Annotated in this window: 22 protein-coding genes and 1 tRNA gene; 14 read left to right on the top strand and 9 right to left on the bottom strand. The window is 68.5% G+C overall.

All coding sequences use genetic code 11. The features are described from left to right. Positions 1 to 102: 102 nt before the first annotated feature. Together ACZ9GM_RS10205 and ACZ9GM_RS10200 are read left to right on the top strand one after the other, a co-directional pair. A complete protein-coding gene (locus tag ACZ9GM_RS10205) occupies positions 103 to 930 on the top strand; it encodes an aldo/keto reductase (RefSeq protein WP_476037769.1) in 828 nt (275 codons plus the stop codon). Between the two features lie 30 nt (positions 931 to 960). Beyond that, on the top strand, positions 961 to 2,010 hold the full coding sequence (locus ACZ9GM_RS10200) for an HtaA protein (RefSeq protein WP_476037768.1): 1,050 nt from the start codon (positions 961 to 963) through the stop codon (positions 2,008 to 2,010). Between the two features lie 169 nt (positions 2,011 to 2,179). On the opposite strand, the gene ACZ9GM_RS10195 is transcribed toward ACZ9GM_RS10200, so the two are convergent. The 3 genes from ACZ9GM_RS10195 to ACZ9GM_RS10185 all read right to left on the bottom strand — a co-directional run bounded on the left by ACZ9GM_RS10195 (position 2,180) and on the right by ACZ9GM_RS10185 (position 5,538). Continuing rightward, positions 2,180 to 2,253 (bottom strand) — tRNA-Pro (locus ACZ9GM_RS10195). Positions 2,254 to 2,406: 153 nt separating this feature from the next. Further along, on the bottom strand, positions 2,407 to 3,357 hold the full coding sequence (locus tag ACZ9GM_RS10190; RefSeq protein ID WP_476038343.1) for a metallophosphoesterase: 951 nt from the start codon (positions 3,355 to 3,357) through the stop codon (positions 2,407 to 2,409). Positions 3,358 to 3,447: 90 nt separating this feature from the next. Next, positions 3,448 to 5,538, bottom strand: coding sequence for a transglycosylase domain-containing protein (locus ACZ9GM_RS10185; RefSeq protein WP_476037767.1), 2,091 nt, complete (start codon positions 5,536 to 5,538; stop codon positions 3,448 to 3,450). Positions 5,539 to 6,050: 512 nt separating this feature from the next. Between ACZ9GM_RS10185 and ACZ9GM_RS10180 the strand changes: the two genes are divergently transcribed. The 5 genes from ACZ9GM_RS10180 to ACZ9GM_RS10160 all read left to right on the top strand — a co-directional run bounded on the left by ACZ9GM_RS10180 (position 6,051) and on the right by ACZ9GM_RS10160 (position 8,377). Beyond that, the gene (locus ACZ9GM_RS10180; protein ID WP_141328520.1) at positions 6,051 to 6,431 is read left to right on the top strand and encodes a WhiB family transcriptional regulator; all 381 of its coding nucleotides are present in this window, start codon (positions 6,051 to 6,053) and stop codon (positions 6,429 to 6,431) included. A 24-nt stretch (positions 6,432 to 6,455) separates the two neighbouring features. Continuing rightward, on the top strand, positions 6,456 to 6,608 hold the full coding sequence (locus tag ACZ9GM_RS10175) for a hypothetical protein (RefSeq protein ID WP_014010976.1): 153 nt from the start codon (positions 6,456 to 6,458) through the stop codon (positions 6,606 to 6,608). A 2-nt stretch (positions 6,609 to 6,610) separates the two neighbouring features. Then, on the top strand, positions 6,611 to 7,081 hold the full coding sequence (locus ACZ9GM_RS10170) for a RidA family protein (RefSeq protein WP_291474720.1): 471 nt from the start codon (positions 6,611 to 6,613) through the stop codon (positions 7,079 to 7,081). Positions 7,082 to 7,174: 93 nt separating this feature from the next. Beyond that, complete coding sequence (locus ACZ9GM_RS10165) at positions 7,175 to 8,011, top strand: MBL fold metallo-hydrolase (protein ID WP_476037766.1); 837 nt, start codon at positions 7,175 to 7,177, stop codon at positions 8,009 to 8,011. A 144-nt stretch (positions 8,012 to 8,155) separates the two neighbouring features. After that, positions 8,156 to 8,377, top strand: coding sequence for a hypothetical protein (locus ACZ9GM_RS10160; RefSeq protein WP_476037765.1), 222 nt, complete (start codon positions 8,156 to 8,158; stop codon positions 8,375 to 8,377). Here ACZ9GM_RS10160 and ACZ9GM_RS10155 read toward each other — a convergent pair. The 3 genes from ACZ9GM_RS10155 to glxR form a co-directional block, all read right to left on the bottom strand. Beyond that, positions 8,332 to 9,315 (bottom strand): DMT family transporter, encoded by a 984-nt coding sequence (locus tag ACZ9GM_RS10155; protein ID WP_476037764.1) that lies wholly within the window; start codon positions 9,313 to 9,315, stop codon positions 8,332 to 8,334. The two genes, ACZ9GM_RS10160 and ACZ9GM_RS10155, sit on opposite strands and share 46 nt — an antisense overlap. Then, entirely contained in the window at positions 9,312 to 9,944 is a 633-nt protein-coding gene (locus ACZ9GM_RS10150) for a TetR/AcrR family transcriptional regulator (protein ID WP_476037763.1), read from the bottom strand. The genes ACZ9GM_RS10155 and ACZ9GM_RS10150 overlap by 4 nt, the downstream gene beginning before the upstream one ends. Before the next feature lie 262 nt (positions 9,945 to 10,206). Next, positions 10,207 to 10,890, bottom strand: coding sequence for a CRP-like cAMP-activated global transcriptional regulator GlxR (gene glxR / locus ACZ9GM_RS10145; RefSeq protein WP_291474329.1), 684 nt, complete (start codon positions 10,888 to 10,890; stop codon positions 10,207 to 10,209). A 157-nt stretch (positions 10,891 to 11,047) separates the two neighbouring features. On the opposite strand from glxR, the gene nth reads away from it, so the two are divergent. From nth to ACZ9GM_RS10125, 4 genes are all read left to right on the top strand, one after another. Continuing rightward, complete coding sequence (nth, locus tag ACZ9GM_RS10140; protein WP_476037762.1) at positions 11,048 to 11,749, top strand: endonuclease III; 702 nt, start codon at positions 11,048 to 11,050, stop codon at positions 11,747 to 11,749. Beyond that, on the top strand, positions 11,746 to 12,420 hold the full coding sequence (locus ACZ9GM_RS10135) for a TlpA family protein disulfide reductase (protein WP_476037761.1): 675 nt from the start codon (positions 11,746 to 11,748) through the stop codon (positions 12,418 to 12,420). Before nth ends, ACZ9GM_RS10135 begins: the two co-directional genes overlap by 4 nt. A 20-nt stretch (positions 12,421 to 12,440) precedes the next feature. Continuing rightward, a complete protein-coding gene (locus ACZ9GM_RS10130) occupies positions 12,441 to 13,238 on the top strand; it encodes an NUDIX hydrolase (protein WP_291474332.1) in 798 nt (265 codons plus the stop codon). A gap of 87 nt (positions 13,239 to 13,325) precedes the next feature. Beyond that, the gene (locus tag ACZ9GM_RS10125; RefSeq protein ID WP_476037760.1) at positions 13,326 to 14,444 is read left to right on the top strand and encodes a MarP family serine protease; all 1,119 of its coding nucleotides are present in this window, start codon (positions 13,326 to 13,328) and stop codon (positions 14,442 to 14,444) included. Between the two features lie 478 nt (positions 14,445 to 14,922). Here ACZ9GM_RS10125 and ACZ9GM_RS10120 read toward each other — a convergent pair whose 3' ends face one another. The 3 genes from ACZ9GM_RS10120 to ACZ9GM_RS10110 all read right to left on the bottom strand — a co-directional run bounded on the left by ACZ9GM_RS10120 (position 14,923) and on the right by ACZ9GM_RS10110 (position 18,127). Beyond that, positions 14,923 to 15,819 (bottom strand): alpha/beta fold hydrolase, encoded by an 897-nt coding sequence (locus ACZ9GM_RS10120; RefSeq protein ID WP_476037759.1) that lies wholly within the window; start codon positions 15,817 to 15,819, stop codon positions 14,923 to 14,925. A 16-nt stretch (positions 15,820 to 15,835) separates the two neighbouring features. After that, positions 15,836 to 16,345, bottom strand: a complete 510-nt coding sequence (locus ACZ9GM_RS10115) for a phage holin family protein (RefSeq protein WP_291474335.1) — start codon at positions 16,343 to 16,345, stop codon at positions 15,836 to 15,838. A 918-nt stretch (positions 16,346 to 17,263) separates the two neighbouring features. Beyond that, positions 17,264 to 18,127 (bottom strand): HAD family hydrolase, encoded by an 864-nt coding sequence (locus ACZ9GM_RS10110; RefSeq protein WP_291474336.1) that lies wholly within the window; start codon positions 18,125 to 18,127, stop codon positions 17,264 to 17,266. A gap of 215 nt (positions 18,128 to 18,342) precedes the next feature. Between ACZ9GM_RS10110 and ACZ9GM_RS10105 the strand changes: the two genes are divergently transcribed. Genes ACZ9GM_RS10105 through ACZ9GM_RS10095 form a run of 3 tightly spaced genes read left to right on the top strand, consistent with a single transcriptional unit; the run spans position 18,343 to position 21,613 of the window. Continuing rightward, a complete protein-coding gene (locus ACZ9GM_RS10105) occupies positions 18,343 to 19,305 on the top strand; it encodes a CpaE-like family protein (RefSeq protein ID WP_476037758.1) in 963 nt (320 codons plus the stop codon). Then, positions 19,302 to 20,471 carry a TadA family conjugal transfer-associated ATPase gene (locus ACZ9GM_RS10100; protein WP_476037757.1) on the top strand — a complete coding sequence of 390 codons (1,170 nt, stop codon included), beginning with the start codon at positions 19,302 to 19,304 and terminating at the stop codon, positions 20,469 to 20,471. Before ACZ9GM_RS10105 ends, ACZ9GM_RS10100 begins: the two co-directional genes overlap by 4 nt. After that, on the top strand, positions 20,465 to 21,613 hold the full coding sequence (locus ACZ9GM_RS10095) for a type II secretion system F family protein (RefSeq protein WP_476038342.1): 1,149 nt from the start codon (positions 20,465 to 20,467) through the stop codon (positions 21,611 to 21,613). The genes ACZ9GM_RS10100 and ACZ9GM_RS10095 overlap by 7 nt, the downstream gene beginning before the upstream one ends. Positions 21,614 to 21,645 lie beyond the last annotated feature (32 nt).

Genomic DNA, 21,645 nt, shown 5'->3' with positions numbered 1-21,645 from the left:
ACCGGCTGCGCTGCAGGTCACGGGTGGTGATCGTCGAACACCTCACATTGGCTCCCGCCAGGGTGCTGCGCAGGTGGTCACAGAGGTCCTACCATCGGTCACATGATTTCCGACGAACTCCTCCTGCCGTCGATCGGCTTCGGTACCTACAAGCTCCGGGGCGATGCCGGGCGCGCCGCGGTCACCTCCGCGATCGAGAACGGCTACCGACTGATCGACTCCGCCTACAACTACGAGAACGAAGGCACCGTCGGTGCCGGTATCCGCGACGCGGTGGCCGCCGGCACCGTCGACCGTGACGAGATCGTCTACACCAGCAAACTCCCGGGGCGCTACCAGCACCGGGAGGACGCCCTGGCGACTGTCGAGGAAAGCGTGTGGCGATCGGGTATCGGCCCGGTCGACCTCTACCTCATCCACTGGCCGAATCCCGGCCAGGGGCTCTACGTCGAGGCGTGGAAGGCGCTGATCGAGGCCCGTGACCGTGGCCTGGTCAAGCACATCGGCGTCTGCAACTTCCTGCCCGAGCACCTGGAGACCTTGGAACGCGAGACCGGGGAACTGCCCGTCGTCAACCAGATCGAGCTGCATCCCGAGTTCCCGCAGACCGAGGCACTGGCGTGGAACATCGACCACGGCATCATCACTGAGTCCTGGAGCCCGCTGAACCGCGGCGAGGTACTGGACGCGGCCCCCGTGGTGGATGCGGCGGCCGCCCATGGTGCCACCCCCGGACAGGTTATCCTCGCGTGGCACCGGTCACGCGGTGCCGTGGCGATTCCGAAGGCGTCCTCGACCGCCCGGCAGCGGGAGAACCTGGAGTCTCTGCAGCTTGAACTCTCGGCGGACGAGGTTGCGGCGATCACCGGGCTGGGGCGCCCCGACGGACGACGCAAGGACCAGGACCCGGCGGTGTACGAGGAGTTCTGAACCGGCATCAGGTGAGGTTATGCTCACGTCATGACGTTCAACTCCCGTATTCTCCGTATTTCCGCCACTGTCGCGGCCACCGTGTCCGTCGCCCTGGCGTCCGCAGCCGTCGTGGCCGGCCCGGCGTCCGCCGCCCTGCCCACCGTCCCCGACTCGGTCTTCCCGCAGGTGACCGAGGACCCCGATGTGACCGTGACCTTCGAGGACGGCACACCCGTCGCTGAGAGCACCGTGGTGCACCGCGGTGACGTCCTGCTGGTGCACGGTGAGGGCTTCTCTCCGGACGCCAACCGTGGCGGCTTCGTCATGCCGATCATCCCTGGCGTCCCCAACGGTGTGTACGTCCTCTACTCCGGCTTCGACGATGACTGGCGTCCGTCCGAGGGTGCGCCGGGCGAGGCACGCACCCACCCGCACGACCAGCTCGCCTGGGTGCTGCCGGACTCCTCCCTCAATGCCCTTCCGACCGCCCCGGACATGCGGACGCCTATCGCACGGGAATCCCAGCGCATGGAGACCGACGGCACCTTCACTGCCCGGATCGTCGTCGATCCGCCGGCGGAGACCCCCGGTGACAACTTCGGGGTCTACGTGTACCCCGCCGCCGGGTCGGTCAACGCCGCCGAGGAGATTTTCGTGCCGCTGAGCTTCTCCGCCGAACCGGGCGCGAATGCCCCGGTCGAGCCGACTCCGGACCTCATCCTGGACGCCGGGCTGCTGGCCACGGCCGCGGACACCGCCGGTGGCAAACTGGCTCCGCGCGACGGCGCTTCCCTGCTCGACGGTGACCGGGTGGCCTGGTCGCTGGACGCGGACGCCTCCACCGACGGTGTGGCCCGGTACCGCGGCACCGTCCACGCGACGGCGAAGTTCTCCATGGCCGATGTCGTGGTCAAGGACCCGTGGGTGGTCTCCGGGGCAGACGGTACCCGGGTGCTCTCCGCCGAGATCTCCGACGGCTACAACTCCTCCGACGACTCGGTGACCCGCCGAGACCTGGGCACCCTGGTCGAGCGCGACGGCCGGACGGTCCTGACGCAGGGTCCGGTTGAGCTCGGCGGCGTGACTGTCGCAGAGTAGATCATCCCAGCTCCGGTGCTCCAGGGTGGTTCTGAACTGGACCCGTGAAGTTGGACTCGAGATCAACGAGACACTTCAGGAGAACCGGTCCCACACCAGGAGCGCCTGACCCGCACAATGAAAACACCCTCCGACCCGTAGTGAAGGTCGGAGGGTGTTCCTCTGGCTGTCGGGGTAGCGGGATTTGAACCCACGACCTCTTCGTCCCGAACGAAGCGCGCTGCCAAGCTGCGCCATACCCCGGTCTGGAACGGCACGGTCACCATTCACATGGCGTCCCGTGTCGCAACGAGGACAAACTATAGGCGACCCGGCGGGGATCGCGCAAAGCGGCTGGTCAGGGCAATCGCCAGGCCCTTGGTAAGGGCGCTGTCCATACGCCTGGTGCGTCGGGTGTCACTCCGCCGGGCGCTCCACGACATGCACCAGCGTCGCCGAGGGGCGGCAGAAGACACGGAAGGGCACGTACTTCGACGTCCCCAGCCCGTTGGAGACGTGCAGTGCCATCCGCTCGGACCAGCGGGACAGCCCCGAGACCCGGGACCGGTCGATGCCGCAGTTCGTGATGATCGCCCGCCCGCCCGGCAGGCAGAGCTGCCCACCGTGGGTGTGACCGGACATCGCCAGCTGGTAGCCGTCGGCGGCGAACTGGTCGAGCACCCGCGGCTCCGGGGAGTGGGCCAGGCCGATCGCCAGGTCGGCCTCCGGGTTCGGGCCACCACCGAGAGCGTCGTAGTCGTCGCGGTTGAGGTGCGGGTCATCGACTCCGCCGACAGCGAGTCGTAGACCGTCGACCGCGAAATCGGTGCGGTGGTGGGTGGCGTCCTGCCAGCCGTGCTCGAGGAAGGCGGCACGCATGCCACGCCACGGCAGTTCGACCTCGCTCGGCGGGTTCTTCTTGCCGAGCAGGTAATTGAACGGGTTGACCGGGTGCGGCGCGTAGTAGTCGTTGCTGCCGAAGACGAACACGCCGGGACGCCGCAGCAGTGGCCCCAGGGCCCGCAGGACGCCCGGCACCGCCTGCTCTTCACCGAGGTTGTCGCCGGTGTTGACCACCAGGTCCGGGTCCAGCTGGTCGAGGGACGCCACCCACCGCTGTTTCAGCTTCTGGTGGTCCAGCATGTGCAGGTCGGAGACATGCAGGATCGTGAAATCGTCGCGTCCGACCGGCCAGGCGTCCGCGTGGAAGCGCCGCAGCCGGTCGAAGGTACCCGGGGCGAGGACCGGGGCGGTCACCTCGTGGAGGATGAAGTCGCGGGTCCCCAGCAGTCCGCCGGCGGCGGTCAGTGCGCCCGTGGCGGCGACGACACCGCCGGCGGCGGTGGTCACGCGCGCCGCGGTGCGCAGAGTTGAACCCGGGGCGGAGGCCGGGGTGGATTTCCGGTCGGTTTTCCGGGCAGGACGGGGACGCAGGGGAGAAGTACTCACCCGGCCAGTCTAACGACGGTCCCGCCCGTGCAGGTAGGACCTGTCGAGGTCCGGGAGCTTCCCGCCGCCGTAGCGGCCGGCGGACGCGGTGAGCGTCTGGAAGAAGGTCCGGGCCGGCTCATTGCCGCCGAAGAGATTGCCGGCCCCGCACTGACGCAGCGGGGAGGTGCACAGTTCCGCCACGGTGCCGCCGTCGTTGAAGGCGTAGGTCGCGCCGGCCAGTCCCGGGATGAAGCCGAGGAAAGCGGCCGAGAGGTTGGACTCGGTGGTCCCGGTCTTCGCCGAGACCGGGTCGTTCCAGCCGGAGCTCTTTGCGGCGGTGGCTGCGGTGCCGTTGCCGGCGTCGTCGCCCATGCCGTTGGCCAGTGCGTTCGCGACCTTCTTGTCGAGGGCCTGTTCACAGTCCGCGGCATCCGGCGTGACGTCGTTGCCGTCCCGGTCGGTGACCTCGAGGACAGGCGTCGGCTCGCACCAGCGGCCGTTGTCGGCGAGGCTGGCGGAGACGTTCGCCAGTTCCAGGGGGTCGACGGCCAGCGGGCCGAGCACGAAGGAGCCCATGTTGGAGCCGGCGACGGCGTCCTGCACGGAGGTCTCGCCGTCGAAGCTGCCGGGCTCGGCGTAGGACCGCAGGCCGAGCTTCACCGCGAGATCGACCATCGAGGTCACGCCGACCTTCTGGGCGATGTCGACGAACGGCGTATTCGGACTGGTGGCCAGGGCCTCGCGCAGGGTCATGGAGGACTTGAAACTGCCGGCGTTCTCCACGCAGTACTTCCCGGGCGGGCAGCCCTCGGCACCGCCGTCGCCCATGCCCTCGACCTCGATACGGGAGGGGACGCTGACCGTGTCGTCGAGGCCGAGGAGCCCTTCGTCGAGCGCGCGGGCGGCGGCGAAGAGCTTGAACACGGAGCCGGCACCGTTGCCGACCATGGAGTGGGTCACCGGCAGCACGGTCTGGCGGGCGTCGGCGTCAAGCCCGTACACGCGGGAGGACGCCATGGCGACGACCTCGTGGGCGTCGTCGGTGGGCGCGATGTAGTTGGAGGAGACGGAGACGCCCTCGGCGTCCGATGCGGCCTGGCTGCGCGCCGAGGAGACGGCGGCCTCCTGGGTGGCGGGGTCGAGGGTGGTGCGGATCGTGTAGCCGCCCTGGCTGAGTTCCTCGATCGGAAGGTCGTGTTCGGCGAGGTATTCGAGGACGTAGTCGCAGAAGAAGCCGGAGTCGCCGGCGCTGATGCAGCCCGAGGGCTCGGTGGAAGGCTCCTCGGTCACCCCGAGGGGCTCAGCGGCGGCGGTGTCACGGTCGGCGGGGCTGAGGGCACCGGTGTCGACCATGGCGTCGAGGACCGTGTTGCGGCGGGCTAGGGCGGCGTCCGGGTGCGTGTAGGGGTCGAGGTTGGTGGTGGACTGCACCATGCCCGCCAGCAGTGCGGACTGGGCGACGGTGAGGTCGGCGGCGGTGGTTCCGAAGTAGGTGCGTGCCGCGGTCTCGATGCCGTAGGCGCCGTTGCCGAAAGAGACGAGGTTGAGGTACCGGGCGAGGATCTCGTCCTTGGTGTAGTTGTTGTCGAGGTCGATGGCCAGCTTCATCTCGCGGAGCTTGCGGGCGGCGGAGGTCTCGGTGGCGGCGTCCCGCTCCTCGTCGTCGGTGGCCTCGATGAGCAGGAGGTAGTTCTTGATGTACTGCTGGTCGAGGGTGGACGCGCCCTGTTCGACGCCGCCGCTGGTGAGGTTGGCGACCAGGGCGCGCAGCGTGCCACGGACATCGACGCCGTCGTGGTCGTAGAAGCGGCGGTCCTCGATGGCGACGACGGCGTCCTTCACGTTCTGTGAGATCTTGTCGGACTCGACCTGGTAGCGGCGCTGGTCGTAGAGGCGGGCCAGGGGATTACCGTCGCGGTCGGTGACGGTCGAGACCAGGGGGAGGGACGCGTTGGCGTCGATATCCCGGAAGTCCTCGTTGACGGTGTCGCTGGCTTCGCGGGTGACAAGCGTGGCGGCGCCGACGACGGGCAGCGCGGCGACGACGGTGAGCACGGCGATGAGCAGCACCGCGGTCAAAAGGCGGGGCAGCTGGGGGTTCTCGGCCGTTCCTGTCATGGGGCCACAATATCCGGCGGGACGCGGTTTCCCCGCGTTCCGGCGGTACTGGACCGGTAAGAGGCCGGTGCTGGACCGGTGCTGGACCGGTGCTGGAACGGGTCCGGCGAAGCATCGGAGACGCGCTGTGCGATGTGACGGGGGTAGAGGTGGGGGTGAGCGCTCCGGGCGAATGCCCTGGAATCCGTGTGCGGTCGTCGTCAGGTGCTGTAGGGGGACCACGGGGGGAGTGGGAGCGGGATGTATCACCTCTGATACTAGTTCAGTGACCTGCGTGGATGATGGATTTCCGACCGGGGGTTTGACGAACGCGCGGGAATGTGTGGTGGCGGTCACACAATCAGCGGCGGGGTCGGGCGGCGGCAGATGGGTGACCTGTCCCACAATCCGCACCGGTATGAGCCATTAGACACTTCTAATTCTGTGTGAATACACTTACACCTAGTTTCCGATCGACCCGTCGCAGGAGGTTTTCCGCGGCGGTATCCCCGAAATCACTGGAGGACTCTCCGATGACCACTTCACTCCGTCCCGTTGAGCGTGCAGATGCCACCGACACGGTCGTCCGCCGGGCAGCCGGTCAGGTCACGACCCGCGAGTCCTTCACCAACCGTGGTGAGTGGATCACCCAGGCGCACTGCCGCAACGTCGACCCGGAGGAGCTGTTCGTCCGAGGCGCCGCCCAGCGCAAGGCCGTCGCCATCTGCCGTCACTGCCCGGTCGTCCTGCAGTGCCGTGCCGACGCACTCGACAACAACGTCGAATTCGGTGTGTGGGGAGGCATGACCGAGCGTCAGCGCCGGGCCCTGCTCCGCAAGCACCCTGAGGTCACCAGCTGGGCCGACTTCTTCGCCGGTCAGCTCGCCTCCACCGCCGCACAGTCCGCGGAGTAGTTCCGGTGCAGTAGTCTGGCGCGCATGACTACTTGGGAATACGCCACCGTTCCACTGCTCACCCACGCGACCAAGCAGATCCTCGACACCTGGGGGGAGGACGGCTGGGATCTCGTCACCGTACTGCCCGGCCCGACGGGAGAGCAGCACATCGCCTACATGAAGCGGGAGAAGTAGACATGGCCAGCAGCGTCTCCGCCCGCCTCGAAGAACTCGGCATCACCCTGCCGCCGGTCGCTGCCCCGGTCGCGGCCTATGTCCCGGCCCTGCGCAGTGGAGACCTGGTCTTCACCTCCGGTCAGCTGCCTTTCACTGACGGTGAGCTCCCCGCCACCGGTTCCGTCGGCGACGGCGCCCCGGTTTCTGCGGACGATGCCAAGGCCTACGCCCGTACCGCCACGCTCAACGCTCTCGCTGCCATCGACTCCCTCGTCGGCATCGACAAGGTTGTCCAGGTCGTCAAGGTCGCCGGCTTCGTGGCGTCCGCGCCGGGCTTCGGCGGTCAGCCGGGCGTCGTCAACGGTGCATCCGAGCTGCTCGGTGAGGTCTTCGGTGACGCCGGTGCCCATGCCCGTAGTGCCGTCGGCGTCGCCGAGCTGCCGCTGGGGAGCCCGGTCGAGGTCGAGCTCATCGTCCGCGTCGCGGAGTAGGGGAGTCGCCGGGGGACCGTATCCTCTCGGATACCCCGGACCTACCCCCGTATCTCCGACAGTCGGTCCCTGATTCGACGTAGGATCGGGGGCATGGAGCATCCCGCTTACAGCCAGTTGCGTCCCGTCACTCCGTCAGCCGGAGTGGTGCTGTGTGACAATCCCAGCTACTCCGCTCTCGAAGGTACGAACTCGTGGATCATCCGGGCCCCGGGGGACCGTGTCGCGGTGATCGTCGATCCGGGTCCGCACGATGAGGGCCATCTCAATGTGCTGCAGGCGCAGGCTGAGGCCGCGGGCGCGGAAATCGCCCTGATTCTGCTCACCCACCACCATGGCGACCATGCTGATGGTGCTCCGCGGTTCCGTCAGCTCACCGGTGCGCCGGTCCGTGCCGCGGACAAGCGTTGGTGTGCTGGTGGGGAGGTGCTGGAGGACGGGGAGCTGATCAGTTTCGACGGTCTCACCCCCACCATCGAGGTCGTCGCGACGCCGGGCCATACCCGGGACTCCCTCTGCTTCTTCATCCACGGTGCCGGTGGTGCGGCGGGTACCGACGACGATGTCGAGGGCATCATCAGTGGCGACACTCTGGCAGGACGCCACACCACGATGATCTCGGAGACCTCGGGTGACCTGGGGGACTACCTCGACTCGCTGCGAATGCTGGACAAGCGCAGTCACGGCGTCCGCCTGCTGCCGGGTCACGGTCCGGACCGGGAGGACGCCGCGGAGGTCGTCGAGAAGTACATCAACCGTCGTGAACAGCGCATCACACAGGTCACCGAGGCGGTGAAGAAGCTCGGGGAGGACGCCACGGTCGGTCAGATCGTCGACGAGATCTACACCGACGTCGACCCGGTGCTGCGCTCGGCGGCGAAGCAGTCCACCCGCGTGACCTTGCATTACCTGGGGCTGTCGACGAACTAGGGGAGGCGGACCCGGTACCGGAGGCCTTCGGCACCGCGCTGAGCGCCAGCGAGGTGGCGTTGCCCATGACCCGCATCGACGACGAGCCGGGCAACATCCCCACAGATCTGCGCGCTGCACTGAATCTCAAGAGCAGCAACATGAGTGCGACCCTGCGTTCACCTGGAGGCCAAGGGGATCATCGAGCGCACCCGCGATGGGTATGACGGACGTATGGTGCGTATCCGGTCGACCCCTTTCTCGGCGGAGAATCTCTCCCGCGTCCGTGCGGTGTGGACGGAGATACTCACCGACCTCCTGCCGGATGCCGCGGAGAATGCTCACCTGGCAGCGGTGCTGCGCCGTCTCGACGCCGGGCGGGGCTGAGCTCCGGGCTGCGTCCTGCGCCGGGCTCTGGGGCGGGGTGCGACAAGTACGACGAGCGCCAGGGCGACGCACGCCATACCGACCCAGCCGGAGCCACTGAGCTGCTCACCGACAACCACGACCGCCAGCAGCGCGGCGACAGCGGGTTCCGACAGCGTCACCGTCGTCGCCGTAGACGGGTTCATCCGGGTCAGTCCGTACCCGAAGAGCACGTAGCCCAGGAACATCGGCACCAGCGCCATGTATGTCGCCACGCCGATGTTCTGCCACGAGTCAAGGATCGGTGCACCTGTCAGCGCCAGTACCGGCAGGAGCATCAGGCCGCCCAGGCCGAAGACGGAGCCCATGGCCGCACCGCGGCTGACGGGGCGTCCTGAGGTGGTGATCATCAGCTGGAACGACACCCATGAGTACAGGGCGTAGGACGCGCCTGCCAGCAGTCCCAGCAGGACGCCGGGGACCACGTCGTCGGCGTCCACCGTCCCGGACCCACCGCCGTGCGAGGTGCACAGCAGGACTGCACCGATCACGCCCGGCACCAGCGCCAGGAACCACCGACGGGAGGGAGGACGCCGCGTCGTCACCCACTCCAGGACGCCGGCGAACAGCGGGGCGGACGCCAGGGACACGACCGTCCCGACCGCTACCCCGGCCAGGTGCATCGAGCTGTAGAAGGTCAGTGGGTAGACCACGACCGCCAGCGCGCCGAGGACCACCATGCCCCAGCGGTCACGGAGAGTGTTCCGGTGACGGCGAAGGTCGGGGAGGGCGATGAGCGCCTGGAGGATGCCGCCGATGCCCAGGGCCGCGGCACCGGTGGCCAGCGGTCCCACACCCTCGTTGAAGGTGGCGGCGGTGCCCGTCGTACCCCAGAGCACGGCGGTGGTCATCACCGCGAGCAGAGCCGGGAGGGTGGACGGGGAGGGCCGGGTGCTCACCTGTCGGCCCGGGGTGCATCGTTCCGGCATGTGTCGTTCTGCCGTGCGGCGAGGATGGTGGACGCCATGTCGCGTGCCCGGTGCAGCCGGTCCGGGGTGCCGTCGAGCCCGGCCCGGGTCACGGCACCTTCCAGGAGGTAGGACAGGAGTTCCGCGTCCTCAGGTGCGTCCTCGGCGAGCAGCTGCTCGACCTCTTCCTTGTGTCGGCGGACGACGTCGCGGACCGGGGAATCAGCCGGGTACTCGGCGGCGGTGTTGAGCAGGCCGCACCCGCGGAAGTCCGGGCCGGAGGACGCCGCGTGGTCGAGGTAGGCGTCGAACACCGCGAGGGCGGGGTGGGCGGTGCTGCCATCGGTATCAGCGGTTGTGGCCCCGGTGGTTGTGGCGGTGACGGTGTCGCGCCGGGCGACGTAGAAAGCGAGCCAGTCGGCATGACGCTGCTCCAGCCAGGCGGCGATGAGCTCGTCCTTCGAGGCGAAGTTGTTGTAGAGACTCTTGCGTGCCACCTTCGCGTGCTCGGTGACGGTGTCGATTCCGGTCGCGGCGGTGCCCCGGGTGTAGAAGAGTTCCTCGGCGGCGGCGAGGATCTTCGTCCTGGCCGGGCGCCGGCGTGGGGTGGTGGTGCTCAAGGCAGGCCTCCGGGGATTCGGTGCACTTCGTGGGTACTTGTTCTTCGCATCTCTCGGTAGCCCAGTCTGCCTACTTAAGTCGTCGGCGGCAAGTGGGCGGCGGTGGCCGGGGAGTGCGTACACGATCGGCACGGATCCGGGAATCCGATACAACGCCGAGTGCGAAAACTTGACGATTGTGTACGGGCTCCGGCATTACGCCTGCATGACAAAGGGGCCGACCCGGGAAACGGGTCGGCCCTCACAAGGGGAACGCCAGGAGCTACCGGGCGCGCTTTGCCAGGCGTTCGGTGTCCGAGATCAGCACGGACTTGCCCTCCAGGCGGATCCAGCCACGGTGGGCGAACTCGGCCAGTGCCTTGTTCACGGTCTCGCGGGAGGCGCCGACGAGCTGGGCGATCTCCTCCTGCGTCAGGTCGTGGTGCACGCGCAGCGCACCACCCTCCTGGACGCCGAAACGGTTCGCCAGCTGCAGCAGGGCCTTGGCGACACGGCCGGGGACGTCAGTGAAGATGAGGTCGGCCAGGGCGTTGTTGGTGCGGCGCAGACGGCGGGCCAGCACGCGCAGCAGCTGCTCGGAGATCTCCGGGTGGGCCTGGATCCAGTCGTGCAGCATCTGGGAGTCCATGGTCGCGGCGGTGACCTCGGTGACACAGACCGCCGCAGAGGTGCGGGGGCCCGGGTCGAAGATGGACAGCTCACCGAACATGTCGGAGGGTCCCATGATCGTCAGGAGGTTCTCACGACCGTCCGGGGCGTGACGGGCCAGCTTCACCTTGCCGGAGATGATGATGAACAGCCGGTCACCGGGCTCCCCCTCGTCGAAGATGGTGGTGCCGCGGGGGAAGGTCGTCGATTCCAGCTGCTCGATCAGCGTGTTGACGGCCGCCGACTCAACACCCTGGAAGATGCCTGCACGGGATAGGATCTCGTGTACTTCGCCCATTACTCGTTAGACTCCTGTAGAAGCTGCATTGCCGTTGTCGGCGGAGGTGACAGGTTGGTCACAACCAGCCGGCAGCATGGTTTACCGCACAGAATACAGTGTGTGAACGGTCACGGGGAGACCAGGGGTGAAACTCGGACGACTAGACTGGGGCGTCATGTCCGTCCCGACCCCCGAATCCCCTCTGGCACGCACGCGACGTACCCGGTGGATCAACCGTACACTGGCCGAGGAGTACCCGGACGCACACTGCGAACTGGACTACACGACCCCGTTGGAACTGCTGGTGGCCACGGTGCTGTCGGCCCAGTGTACGGACAAGCGCGTCAACCAGGTGACCCCGGCCCTGTTCGCCGCGTTCCCGGACGCCGCGTCCTACGCCGCCGCAGACCGGGAGACCCTCGAGGAACTGATCCGGCCCACCGGGTTCTTCCGCAACAAGGCGTCCAACCTTATCCGGATGGGTGCCGCGATCGCCGAGGAACATGACGGCGAGGTTCCGGGGACGCTGACGGAGCTCGTGAAGCTGCCCGGGGTGGGACGCAAGACCGCGAACGTGGTGCTCGGCAACGCCTTCGGTGTGCCCGGTTTCCCGGTGGACACGCATGTAGGACGCCTCGTCCGCCGTCTCGGACTGACCACGGAGACCGACCCGGTCATCGTCGAGCGGGAGATCACCGCGATGGTGGAGAAGAAGGAGTGGACAATGTTCTCCCACCGGCTCATCTTCCACGGTCGTCAGGTGTGCCACTCCCGCAAGGCAGCCTGCGGGGTCTGCGTCCTCGCCCGTCGCTGCCCGTCGGCGGGGACCGAGGGCCCGATGGACGTGGCGGACGCCGGGAAGCTGGTGACGGCGTGAGTGACAAAGCGCGCATCGCGCTGCTCGCCGGCGCCGTGGTCGTGGGCCTGGGCGTCGCCGCTGTGCCGGTGGTGATCTCGCTGACCGGGGAGGACGCCGGGACGTCCACTCCCGAGACTTCTGCAGTGACCTCCGGAGTCCAGGAGACCGATGCCCCCGACGGTCCGGCGGACGCCACCGGTACCCGCTACACCGTCGCGGACGCCCAGCGCATCGACTGCCCGACCGGTGACGGGACTGACCCCCAGGATTCCGAACTCTCGGATGTCGTCCTGCCGTGCCTCACCGACGGTGGCAGCACCGCGGAGACCTCGATGGCACAGGCCCTGGCCGGCAAGCCCACGCTGGTCAATGTGTGGGCCTGGTGGTGCCAGCCCTGCCGGGCGGAACTGCCCGTGCTCACCGAGGCCGCGGAGAAGCACCCGGAGTGGAATATCGTCGGCGTCCACGCCAACGGTCAGGGGCAGGCCGGCGCGGACCTGCTGGCGGATCTGGACGCCCGACTGCCGGCGTTCCAGGACAGCGACGGGGCCTTCGCGGTAGCCGCCGAACTGCCCTCGGTCATCCCGGTCTCGGTGATCTACCGGGCGGACGGGAGCCGGGCGTCCTTCCACCCCGGGGAGATCACCTCGGTGGAGCAGCTCGAGGAACTTATGGGTGCCGCGGTCTGACCCGCTAGACTGGCGGCTCCATGACTTCCACACGAGACGCGCTCCACCACAACTCCGGCGTGTCCCTCGGCGACTGGCTCGCTGAGGGGCGACGTCAGCCGGAGCTGCCCACATCCATGCCGGACTGGCTCGAACCCCTGGTTGACCGGGTGCGGCGTCCGGAGACGGACGTCCGTATCCACGGGATGAACCGCACGGTGCCGGAGCTCGGCCCGGACGGGACGCCGCCACGTCCGTCCGCGGTGCTGGTGCTGCTCGGTGAGGAGCAGGGTCAGGATCCGACGCTGATGCTGACCCACCGCACACCGACGCTGCGCAGCCATTCCGGGCAGATCGCCTTCCCCGGCGGTCACCGCGAGCCCACCGACGCCGACCCCGTCGCCACCGCGCTGCGTGAGGCGACCGAGGAGACCGGTCTGGACGCTGCTGGGGTGGACCCGCTGGCGGTGATGGACCCGCTGTACATCGACCGGACGAACCACGCCGTGATCCCGGTGCTGGGCTACTGGCGTAGGCCGGTGCCTGTCGCGCCGATGACCGCGGAGAGCGACTGGGTGCGCAATGTGCCCGTCGCGGAGCTGGTCGACCCGGAGCGGCGGATGCATCTGGGCCTGCCCGGGGCGGACGTGTGGAAGTCCCCGGCGTTCGACGTCGACGGTTACCTGCTGTGGGGCTTCACCGGTGCGGTGGTCGACGGGCTGCTGAAGCTCGGCGGCTGGGAGCAGCCGTGGACGGAGACCGCTCCGGTGCTGGACCTGTTCGACGCGATCGCGAATTCCCGGAACGGTGAGAACCTGACCCCGGAGGATCTCCGGTGACGGGCTCCGCGATCGTCGACTGCATCATCGCCCTGGCCGCAGTCGGCGCGCTGTTCACCGGGTGGCGGCAGGGCGGGCTTCTCCGCTGTGCTGTCGCTCGTCGGTGTGCTCGGTGGCGGCTGGGCGGCCCTGGAACTGCTGCCGCATGCCCTGGACCTGGTCAATGACGATTCGGCCCGCTTCTTCGTCGCGATCATCGTGGTCGCCGGTGGCGTGGTGCTGGGCTACTCGCTGGGCTCCTGGGTGGGGCTGAAGCTGCGTGACGGAATCAGGACGCGGTCGCTGCTGCGTGCGGACTCAGCGGTGGGCTCGGTGGTGCAGGTCGTCACGACTCTGCTGGTGATCTGGATGGTGGTTGTGCCGGTGACCGGCAACAACTCCGGTGACCTGGGCGCTTCGGTACGCGGGTCGAAGATTCTTCGCGGGGTCAGTGACATCGCCCCGGAGTGGCTGCAGGCACTGCCGAACCGGACCTCGACACTGTTCACCGACTCCGGGTTCCCCGCGGTCACGGACCCCTTCGACGACGTTCCCGTCGTCGAGGTGGGGGAGCCGGACGTGGGGCTGGCGGCGTCCCCTGAGGTGGCGGTGACGAAGCCGTCGGTCGTGCGGGTCGTGGGTCAGGCGGAGCAGTGCGGGAAGATTCTGCAGGGTTCCGGGTTCCTGGTCGACGACGAGACCGTGATGACGAATGCGCACGTGGTCGCCGGTACCGACGTGGTCGGCATCGAGACCGTCAACGGCGAGTTCGACGCGCAGGTGGTCTACTACAACCCGCAGGAGGACGTGGCGCTGCTGCGGGTCCCCGGGAATACGGGTCTGACGCCGCTGAACTGGGCTGACAGGGTCGCCGCCCCCAATGATGACGCTGTGGTGATGGGCTACCCGCTGGGTGGGCCGTTCGAGGCGACGCCGGCGCGGGTGCGGGACCTGTTCACCGTGTCCGGTCCTGACATCTACGCCGATTCGCGGGTTGACCGGGAGGCGTACACGCTGCGTGGCACGGTGGTGCAGGGCAACTCCGGTGGCCCTGTGATCAATGCCGCCGGTGAGGTCATCGGCCTGGTCTTCGGTGCCGCGGTGGAGGACTCGGAGACCGGCTACGCCCTGTCGAAGGCCGAGGTGCTGGACCATGTCGGGCAGCCCGGCGGGTATGACGCGGACTATGTGGACACGGTGGACACGCGTTCCTGCGTGGCGGGGTAGGGGCTCTACCTGGCGCGGCAGGGGAGCACTACGTGGCGGAACAGGGTGATGGTGGCGGGTGGCAGTGCTCAGTGCACAGCGGCATCCGCTCCTGTCGCCTCGGATGGCGTGGGCGACAGGAGCAGATGCCGCTGCGCAGGATGGGATGCCGACCTCGGGAAGCGTTGGTCGCCTCGCCTATCAATGCACGTCGGGGGACGGCGGGAGTGCGTCCCGTTCACGATGTCGCCGTCCGACGACTTCTCCATCGTCGTCGTTTGACGACAAAAGTTGGATCCGCGCCGCACGGAGACAGATGTCGTCCACCGTCCTGACCATCCGGCCCCAGCACTGCGCGACACATGGGCCTTGTCTGCCAGCGCCTGCTGGGTCAGGCGTGCGAGTCACCGGCGTCGTGTCTCTGATCAGCTACAGAAGGAAGACGTCTGTCGCTGGCCGGACACACAGGTGGACAAGAGACTGTCCGGGGCAGGCAGGCTCACTCAACGCCGAGGATGATCCGCGCGACGGCCGCCGGATCCTCGATGTGGGGGAAGTGTCCCACACCGTAGAGCACTTCGGTGCGGGAGCCCTTGCCGCCACGGGCGGCGGACCGCTTCGCGATCTTCGCATTGTAGGAGCGGTCCATCGAACCGTCGACACACACCACAGGCGCGGCGGTGTGGTTCGGCAGGGAGCGGTCGAAGTGCCCGCCCTCGGGGCGGAACCGGCTGCGCACCGTCCACCGCCGGTACTCGCACGACAGGTGGGCGACCTTGTCGACCTGCATCGCCTCACGGCGCAGCTCGGCGTGGCGGGCGCAGGTCTCCGTGTCGCGGAAGCCCGGGGCGGCGCTGTAGCGGAAGGTCTTGACGGCCTTCTCCGCGTTGTTGCGCAGCAGACGGTGCTCCGGCCAGCGCGGCAGCTGGGCGAACATCGAGGACCGCAGTCGCGGCCACTGGGAGACCGGATGCAGCAGCACTGACCGGGCCACCACCCGCGGGTGGGCGGACGCCAGGGTCACCAGACCCCGGACCCGCTCCGGTTCGTGGGCGGCCATGGTCCAGCCGATCAGACCGCCTTCACCGTGGCCGACGACGAGGGCGTCCATGTGGCCGAGGCCGCGGATGACCCCGCACATGTCGGAGGCGGCAGTGGTCAGGTCGTAGCCGCGGGGAGTCTTGTCCGACTTCCCGTAGCCGCGCAGGTCCACGGCGGCGAGGCGCACCGGGGCGGCGTCCAGCTCGGGCATCAGCTCGGTCCAGTCGAACCAGCCGCCACCGAAGCCGTGGATCAGCAGGACCAGTGGCGCGGTACGCGGGCCGGTGACGGCGACATGCAGACGAATGCCCCGGGTGTGCACATAGATGTGCTCCGGGGCGGGGGAGGAGTTCACGGAAGGGGTCCGGCGTCTAGGTGAACATGCCGGCGTCGTCCGAGGAGGAGGCCGAGGAGCCGGAGCTCGGAATCACGGTCTTGAGCTTGCCGACCGAGTCGATCGTCGCTTCGGGCTTCTTCACACCCTTGATGAACTTCACCGCCACGAGCGCCAGAACGACGACGAGGACGAACATGATGAGGAAGACCACGAGGAAGGCGACCCAGCGCGGCATCCAGTTGTCGAGGAGCTCAGCGAGGAAGAAGAAGAAGAAAAAGGAGCTGTAGGCGAGGATGACGCCCGCGCCACCCAGCAGACCTGCAGCGATGCCTGCCTTCTTCGCCGAACCTGCGATCTCGGTCTTGGCCAGCTCGGTCTCCGAGCGGATCAGGGACGAGACCTGGGTGGAGGCGTCCCGCACGAGCTCACCGATGCCGGGGGTGCGGCCGGCGGCGGCGTCCTCCAGCGGGATGTTACTGACCTGCGGGGTGAAGCTCTCGGCGTCGCTGAAGAAGCCGTTGTCCTTCTGGGTGTCCTTGCTCACTGCGTGTTCTCCCTGTCCGTACGTGTTGACTGTGGGCCATTCTGCCATGCCTGGGCGGCTCCGGTGGGAGAACCCCGGGCGAAGTGGGGTTCAGTCGGGGGGAAGACCGTCAGGTGTCCCCGGTACTCTCCGTGATTATCACGGAGCCGGTTGCATCTGCGAGATTCCCTGAACCCTCGATCGTGCCTCCAGCTCATGGGATGCCTCCGCGGATAGCGACCGCACCAGGTTGAGGGCGTCCCTGTACCTGATCTATGTGGCTGATCCGGAGCAGATGTTCGTGATGGCTCACCCGGTTTCTCAGGCGGCGAAGTCGTTCGAGGGCTTCGGCAACGGCGTATCCGGGAGCGACCTCGTCTGGTACGGGGTGGGGCCGTGCTACCGCTGATGCTCTCCACAGTCGTGTTCCCGCCACGTGCTCAGCGTGGGGGAAGGCTCTCGTCAGAGCATTCATCCAGAGATGCTCGTTGCGGGGGAGGCCGGAGGACAGTCGATGCGTCCTCGAATCCGGTGTCGGGGGCTCATGGGGGAGCAGGTGCACCGGTTTTCCCAGGTAAGCCGTGAAACCAGATCGTCATGACTGACAGGAATTCCGTGCCGGGGATGATCGCCGAATGTGGGATCCGCCTTTCCCCGTGCGGCAGCACTCCATACCATGCCGATGCCATGGTGACCTGCCACGAGTAGAGCGCGCTGATGGCGGCGTGACCCGGCTCGACGTTGCCTGCGGCGCGTCAGAACTCCCGGTACGGTTCCAGTCGGGCAGCAGCCGCCATCCCCACGAACCCCTGCATGTTTCCTCCCCGTATGCGGGAAGCCCCGGTTTCCCGGGGCTTCCGCCTGGTAGCGACTGGTCCTGCCAGCATGTTTTACGCCTCTGGATCTACCGGAAGGCTCTGACCGGTACAGGGGCCCACCTCACCGCCCGCGGCGGCGCACCACCAGTCCGGTCGCGAGCGCGGCGATCAGCGCCAGCCCCGCGGACGCCCCGGCGATCACGCCGCTCTTCTCCGGTAGGTGGAACAGCGGCTCAGGTCGGTTGAAGGTCACCGTGGGCCACTCGCGGGCAGCGGCCTCCTTCTTCAGAGCCTTGTCCGGGTTCACCGGTACGGGATGCCCCACCGCCTCCAGCAGCGGCAGATCGGTTGCCGAATCGGTGTAGGCGTAGCTTGATTCGAGCTCGTACCCGTGGCGTCCTGCCAGGTCATGCAGGCCCTTCACCTTCGCCGCTCCCTTGCAGAAGAACGGCACCTCGCCGGTGAACGTGCCGTCCTCGGCGACGGTCAACTCCGTGGCGATGAGGTGGTCCACCCCGAGTTCCTCGGCGATCGGCGTGACCAGCAACCGGGCGGACGCGGTGATCATCGCCACCCGGTGGCCGGCCGCCTGGTGGGCCTTGATGAGGGTCCGGGCCTCGGCGTAGATGAACGGCACGATGACCTCGTGCAGGGCGTCGTGGGCGACCTCGGCGAGGTCGGCGGCGCGGCGTCCCTTCACCATCTCGACCAGGGCGTCCTTCGTCGCGTCCATCGACTCGTCGTCGTGGCCGGCGAGTTTGTAGTTGCCGAGCATGAGCAGCAGCCGCAGCATCTCGCCGGTGGTGATCAGGCCCCGGTCCGCCAGCGGTTTGCGGTACGCCATCGATGCGGAGGTGTCGATGACGGTCTTGTCCAGGTCGAAGACAGCGAGGACGCGCGACGGATCGACGCCGGGGTCGGTGGCGACCTGCGCGGCGTCGGGGATGTCGATGAGATCGGTGCTCTCTTCGGGGACTGACGTCACGCCCCTACAATACGTCCCACCAGTCACAGGTGTTACACCTCGATGAGTTGTCCACAGGCAACCGTACGAATCGGAAGAGAGTTGTCCACAGGGAAAGCGCCTGTTCTTGCCGGATCCGGGGGAGCCTGGCACGCTCCACCCCTATGTTGGGGACCTTAAGACACCGAAACCATTCCGACCGCCCGCCACGACCACCGGCACCAGTAGTCACCACCGTGGCCACACCGGCACTCGTCGAGGAGACCACACTCATCGTCGCCGTCACCGGCCGCTCTCTGGTCACCTGGGATCCGGACGCGACGCTCCCTGAGGGCACGGGGTCCGTCATCCTGCTGCAGGACGCCGCGTCTGCGTCTTCTGATGCCGCCGCCGATCTCATCGCCCAGGGCATCGCCGTGCGGACCGTGACGGTCACCGACGGCACCGGGGATGCCGGTGACCTCGGTGGTGGACGGGTGTTCCACCTGCCCGGGCAGGCTACCGACCTCGCCGCCCATCTGGGGGCCACGGACTATCCGGATCTCGCCGTCTACGGAGCGGTCGGTGGGGCAGGGGCCAGCACCTTGGCCGCAGCGTTGGCCGGAGCACTCGCTGACCCGGCACTCGGCGGCGACGGCCAGGCCCTGCTCATCGAAGCCTCCGGACACAGCTCCCTCGACCACCTCCTCGGCCTGGAGAACACGACCGGGCGCCGCCTGCCGGAACTCGCCGGGACTTCGACGCTCACTGCCGCGATGCTACGTGACCTGCCGTGGAGCGGGGATGTGGCTGTCCTGTCGGGCACGGGTCCGGTGCCTGACTACCTGGACACCGCCATGCCCGTGGTCCGCGACTGCGGACGGTGGAGCGGGGAAGAGGTGGCTGGAGCAGTGACTGGACGACCTGTCCTCGTCGTTCCGGCGACCGTGCCCGGGGCAATGGCCGGACGTCGTGCCCTGGCGCAGATCCCCGGGGCAGCGATCGTCCTGCGCGAGATGCCCCGGACCGACCTCGAGTGGAACGACGCCCTCACCCTCCTCGGGCGTGCACCCGAGGTCACCTGGGAAGACGACCCCTTCCTCACCGCCGAGACCGACCGCGGGGACTTCGGGCCGGGTCAGTCCACGGGCGCCGCCGGAACCGCCGCCGCCCGTCTGGTCACCACGCTGGCCGACAATATGAACCGGGATCAGCCGTGAATGCACTGCTCGCCGGGGTCCGCGACGACCTTGCCCGCCGCGGGGTGGATACCCCGACCCCCGCCGAGATCGCGGTCTCCGTCCAACGGGTCCAGCACGGCGACACCGACCTGCGCATCGTCGATGACGTCCGCTCCCTGGCCCGTGAGTTCTCCGGCCTGGGAGAGCTGGCGGTGCCGCTGGCTGATCCCGAGGTCACCGATGTCCTGCTCAACGGACCCGGCCCAGTGTGGGTCGACCGTGGCTCCGGCATGGAACCCACCGACCTGGTCATCGGGGACACCGCCCGGTGCCGGGAGATCGCCGTCCGCCTGGCCACGGCCTGCGGGGTGCGGCTGGACGATGTGAGGCCTTTCGCCGACGGGGTCCTCACCGATCTGCCGGCGGGCGTGGCGGCGCAGGCCGTGCGCGTCCACGCGGTCCTCGCCCCGCCGGCCGGGCAGGGGGCATGCGTGAGCCTGCGGGCACTGTCGGCGTCCCACCGGTCGTTGGCTTCCCTGCAGGAGGCGTGCCTGTTCCCGCCGGAGATCGGTGACCTATTGCGCGACCTGGTCCGGGACCGTGAGAGCATCCTCATCAGCGGCGGCACCGGTGCAGGTAAGACCACACTGCTCGCCGCGCTGCTGGCCGAGGTGCCGCAACGCGAACGGATCCTGCTCGTCGAGGACACCCCCGAACTCTTCCCCGACCACCCGCACGTCCTCGGATTGCGCACCCGCGATGCCGGAGTCGACGGTGCCGGTGAGATCGACGTCCGGACCCTGGTGCGTCAGAGCCTGCGGATGCGCCCCGACCGCATTGTCGTCGGGGAGATCCGCGGTGCCGAGATCGCCGAACTACTGCTCGCCTTCAACACCGGCCACGCGGGCAGCGCGGGCACCGTCCACGCCAACGGGGTGGATGCCGTCCCCGGTCGCCTGCGTGCCCTCGGCGCACTTGCCGGGCTGCCGGACGCCGCGGTCGACCGTCAGGTCGCTGACGGGATCGGGGTGGTCGTGCATGTCGAACGCACCCCGGCCGGACGGCGCGTCACCAGCATCGGACGCTTCGTGGTCGGCAGCGGCAGCGGCAGTGGCAGCGGCAGTGGCAGCGGCAGTGGCAGTGGTGGTGGCAGTGGTGGTGGCGCTGACGGTCTGGCCGTGGAGCGGATGTGGGACGCATGCTGACCGTCGTCGCCGTCGCCGGGGTGCTCGGGCCCGTCGGCTTCACCGCCCACCGCATCCTCGGCCGCGTCCGCAGCTTCGCCGCCGAGCGTGCCCGCACGAGGACGCTGCGCTCGATCGTCGACGCCTTCTCCCGTGAACTCGGGGTCGGGGCTTTCCCGGTGGACGCCGCGGGTCACGCCCTCGCTGCAGTGGATGACACCCGGGGAGTCGGCCGTGAGCTCGTCGAGCAGTTGGCGGTGGAAGTGCGGCGGGTGCGCCTCGGGGCGCAACCGGGGGAGGGGACTTCTGCCGACGGAGAGTCATCCGTGGATCCGGATGTGGAGCGGTTGCTGAACGTCTGGGCGTCTGCGAACCGCCACGGCAGCGCCCTCGGCCGACTCATGGACCGGCTGCGTGCTGACCTGGATGCCCGGCTCACCCACCTCAGCCACACCTCCAGTGCCCTTGCCGGGGCGAGGCTGACCGAGACGATCCTGCTGCTCCTGCCGTTCGGCGCCCTGGCCCTCGGTCAGTCGATGGGACTGAATCCGGGAGTGTTCCTGGTGGGCAATGTGCTCGGCGTCCTGCTGCTGGTCGTCGGGGTACTGCTGGGATGCGCCGGGGCACTGTGGACCGAGTCATTGACTGTGACGGTGCTGGGCGGGGTGGGTCGACGCGCCGGTCCCTCCCCACTGGACGCCGCCCGCCTGCTCGACCTCTTCGCCGAATCACTGTCCTCGGGGCTGCCGGTGTCCGTGGCCTGGCATGTCGCCGCGACCTGCGGGGACGCTGACGCCGGGGCACAGGATGCCGACGGAGGCGATGGAGGCGTCGGCGGTGACCGCGGTGAGGAGGACTGCGTCCGGACGGTCGCGGCACTGCTCGCCCTCGGAGCCGGGGCGGAGGCCTGGGAGCCGTTGCGGGACGACCCGCACCTCGGGCCGGTCGCCCGGCTGGCGGAATCCGGTTCCCGCAACGGGGCCCGGCTGGCCGACGGCGTCCGGGCGCAGGCCACACGGTTGCGGGCGGAGGCGGCGGATGCGTCGTTGGCCGGGGCGGAACGGGTGCTCGTCGTCGTGGCGGCACCGCTGACCCTGTGTTTCCTGCCCGCATTCGTCCTCGTGGGGCTCATCCCGCTGGTGGTGGGCTTTGCCGGAATCTGACCAGCACAACCATTGACACCTGAACCGAACAC

The organism is Corynebacterium sp. UD i78 (assembly GCF_056280545.1).
This window is presented reverse-complemented; position numbering and strand designations above follow the sequence as displayed.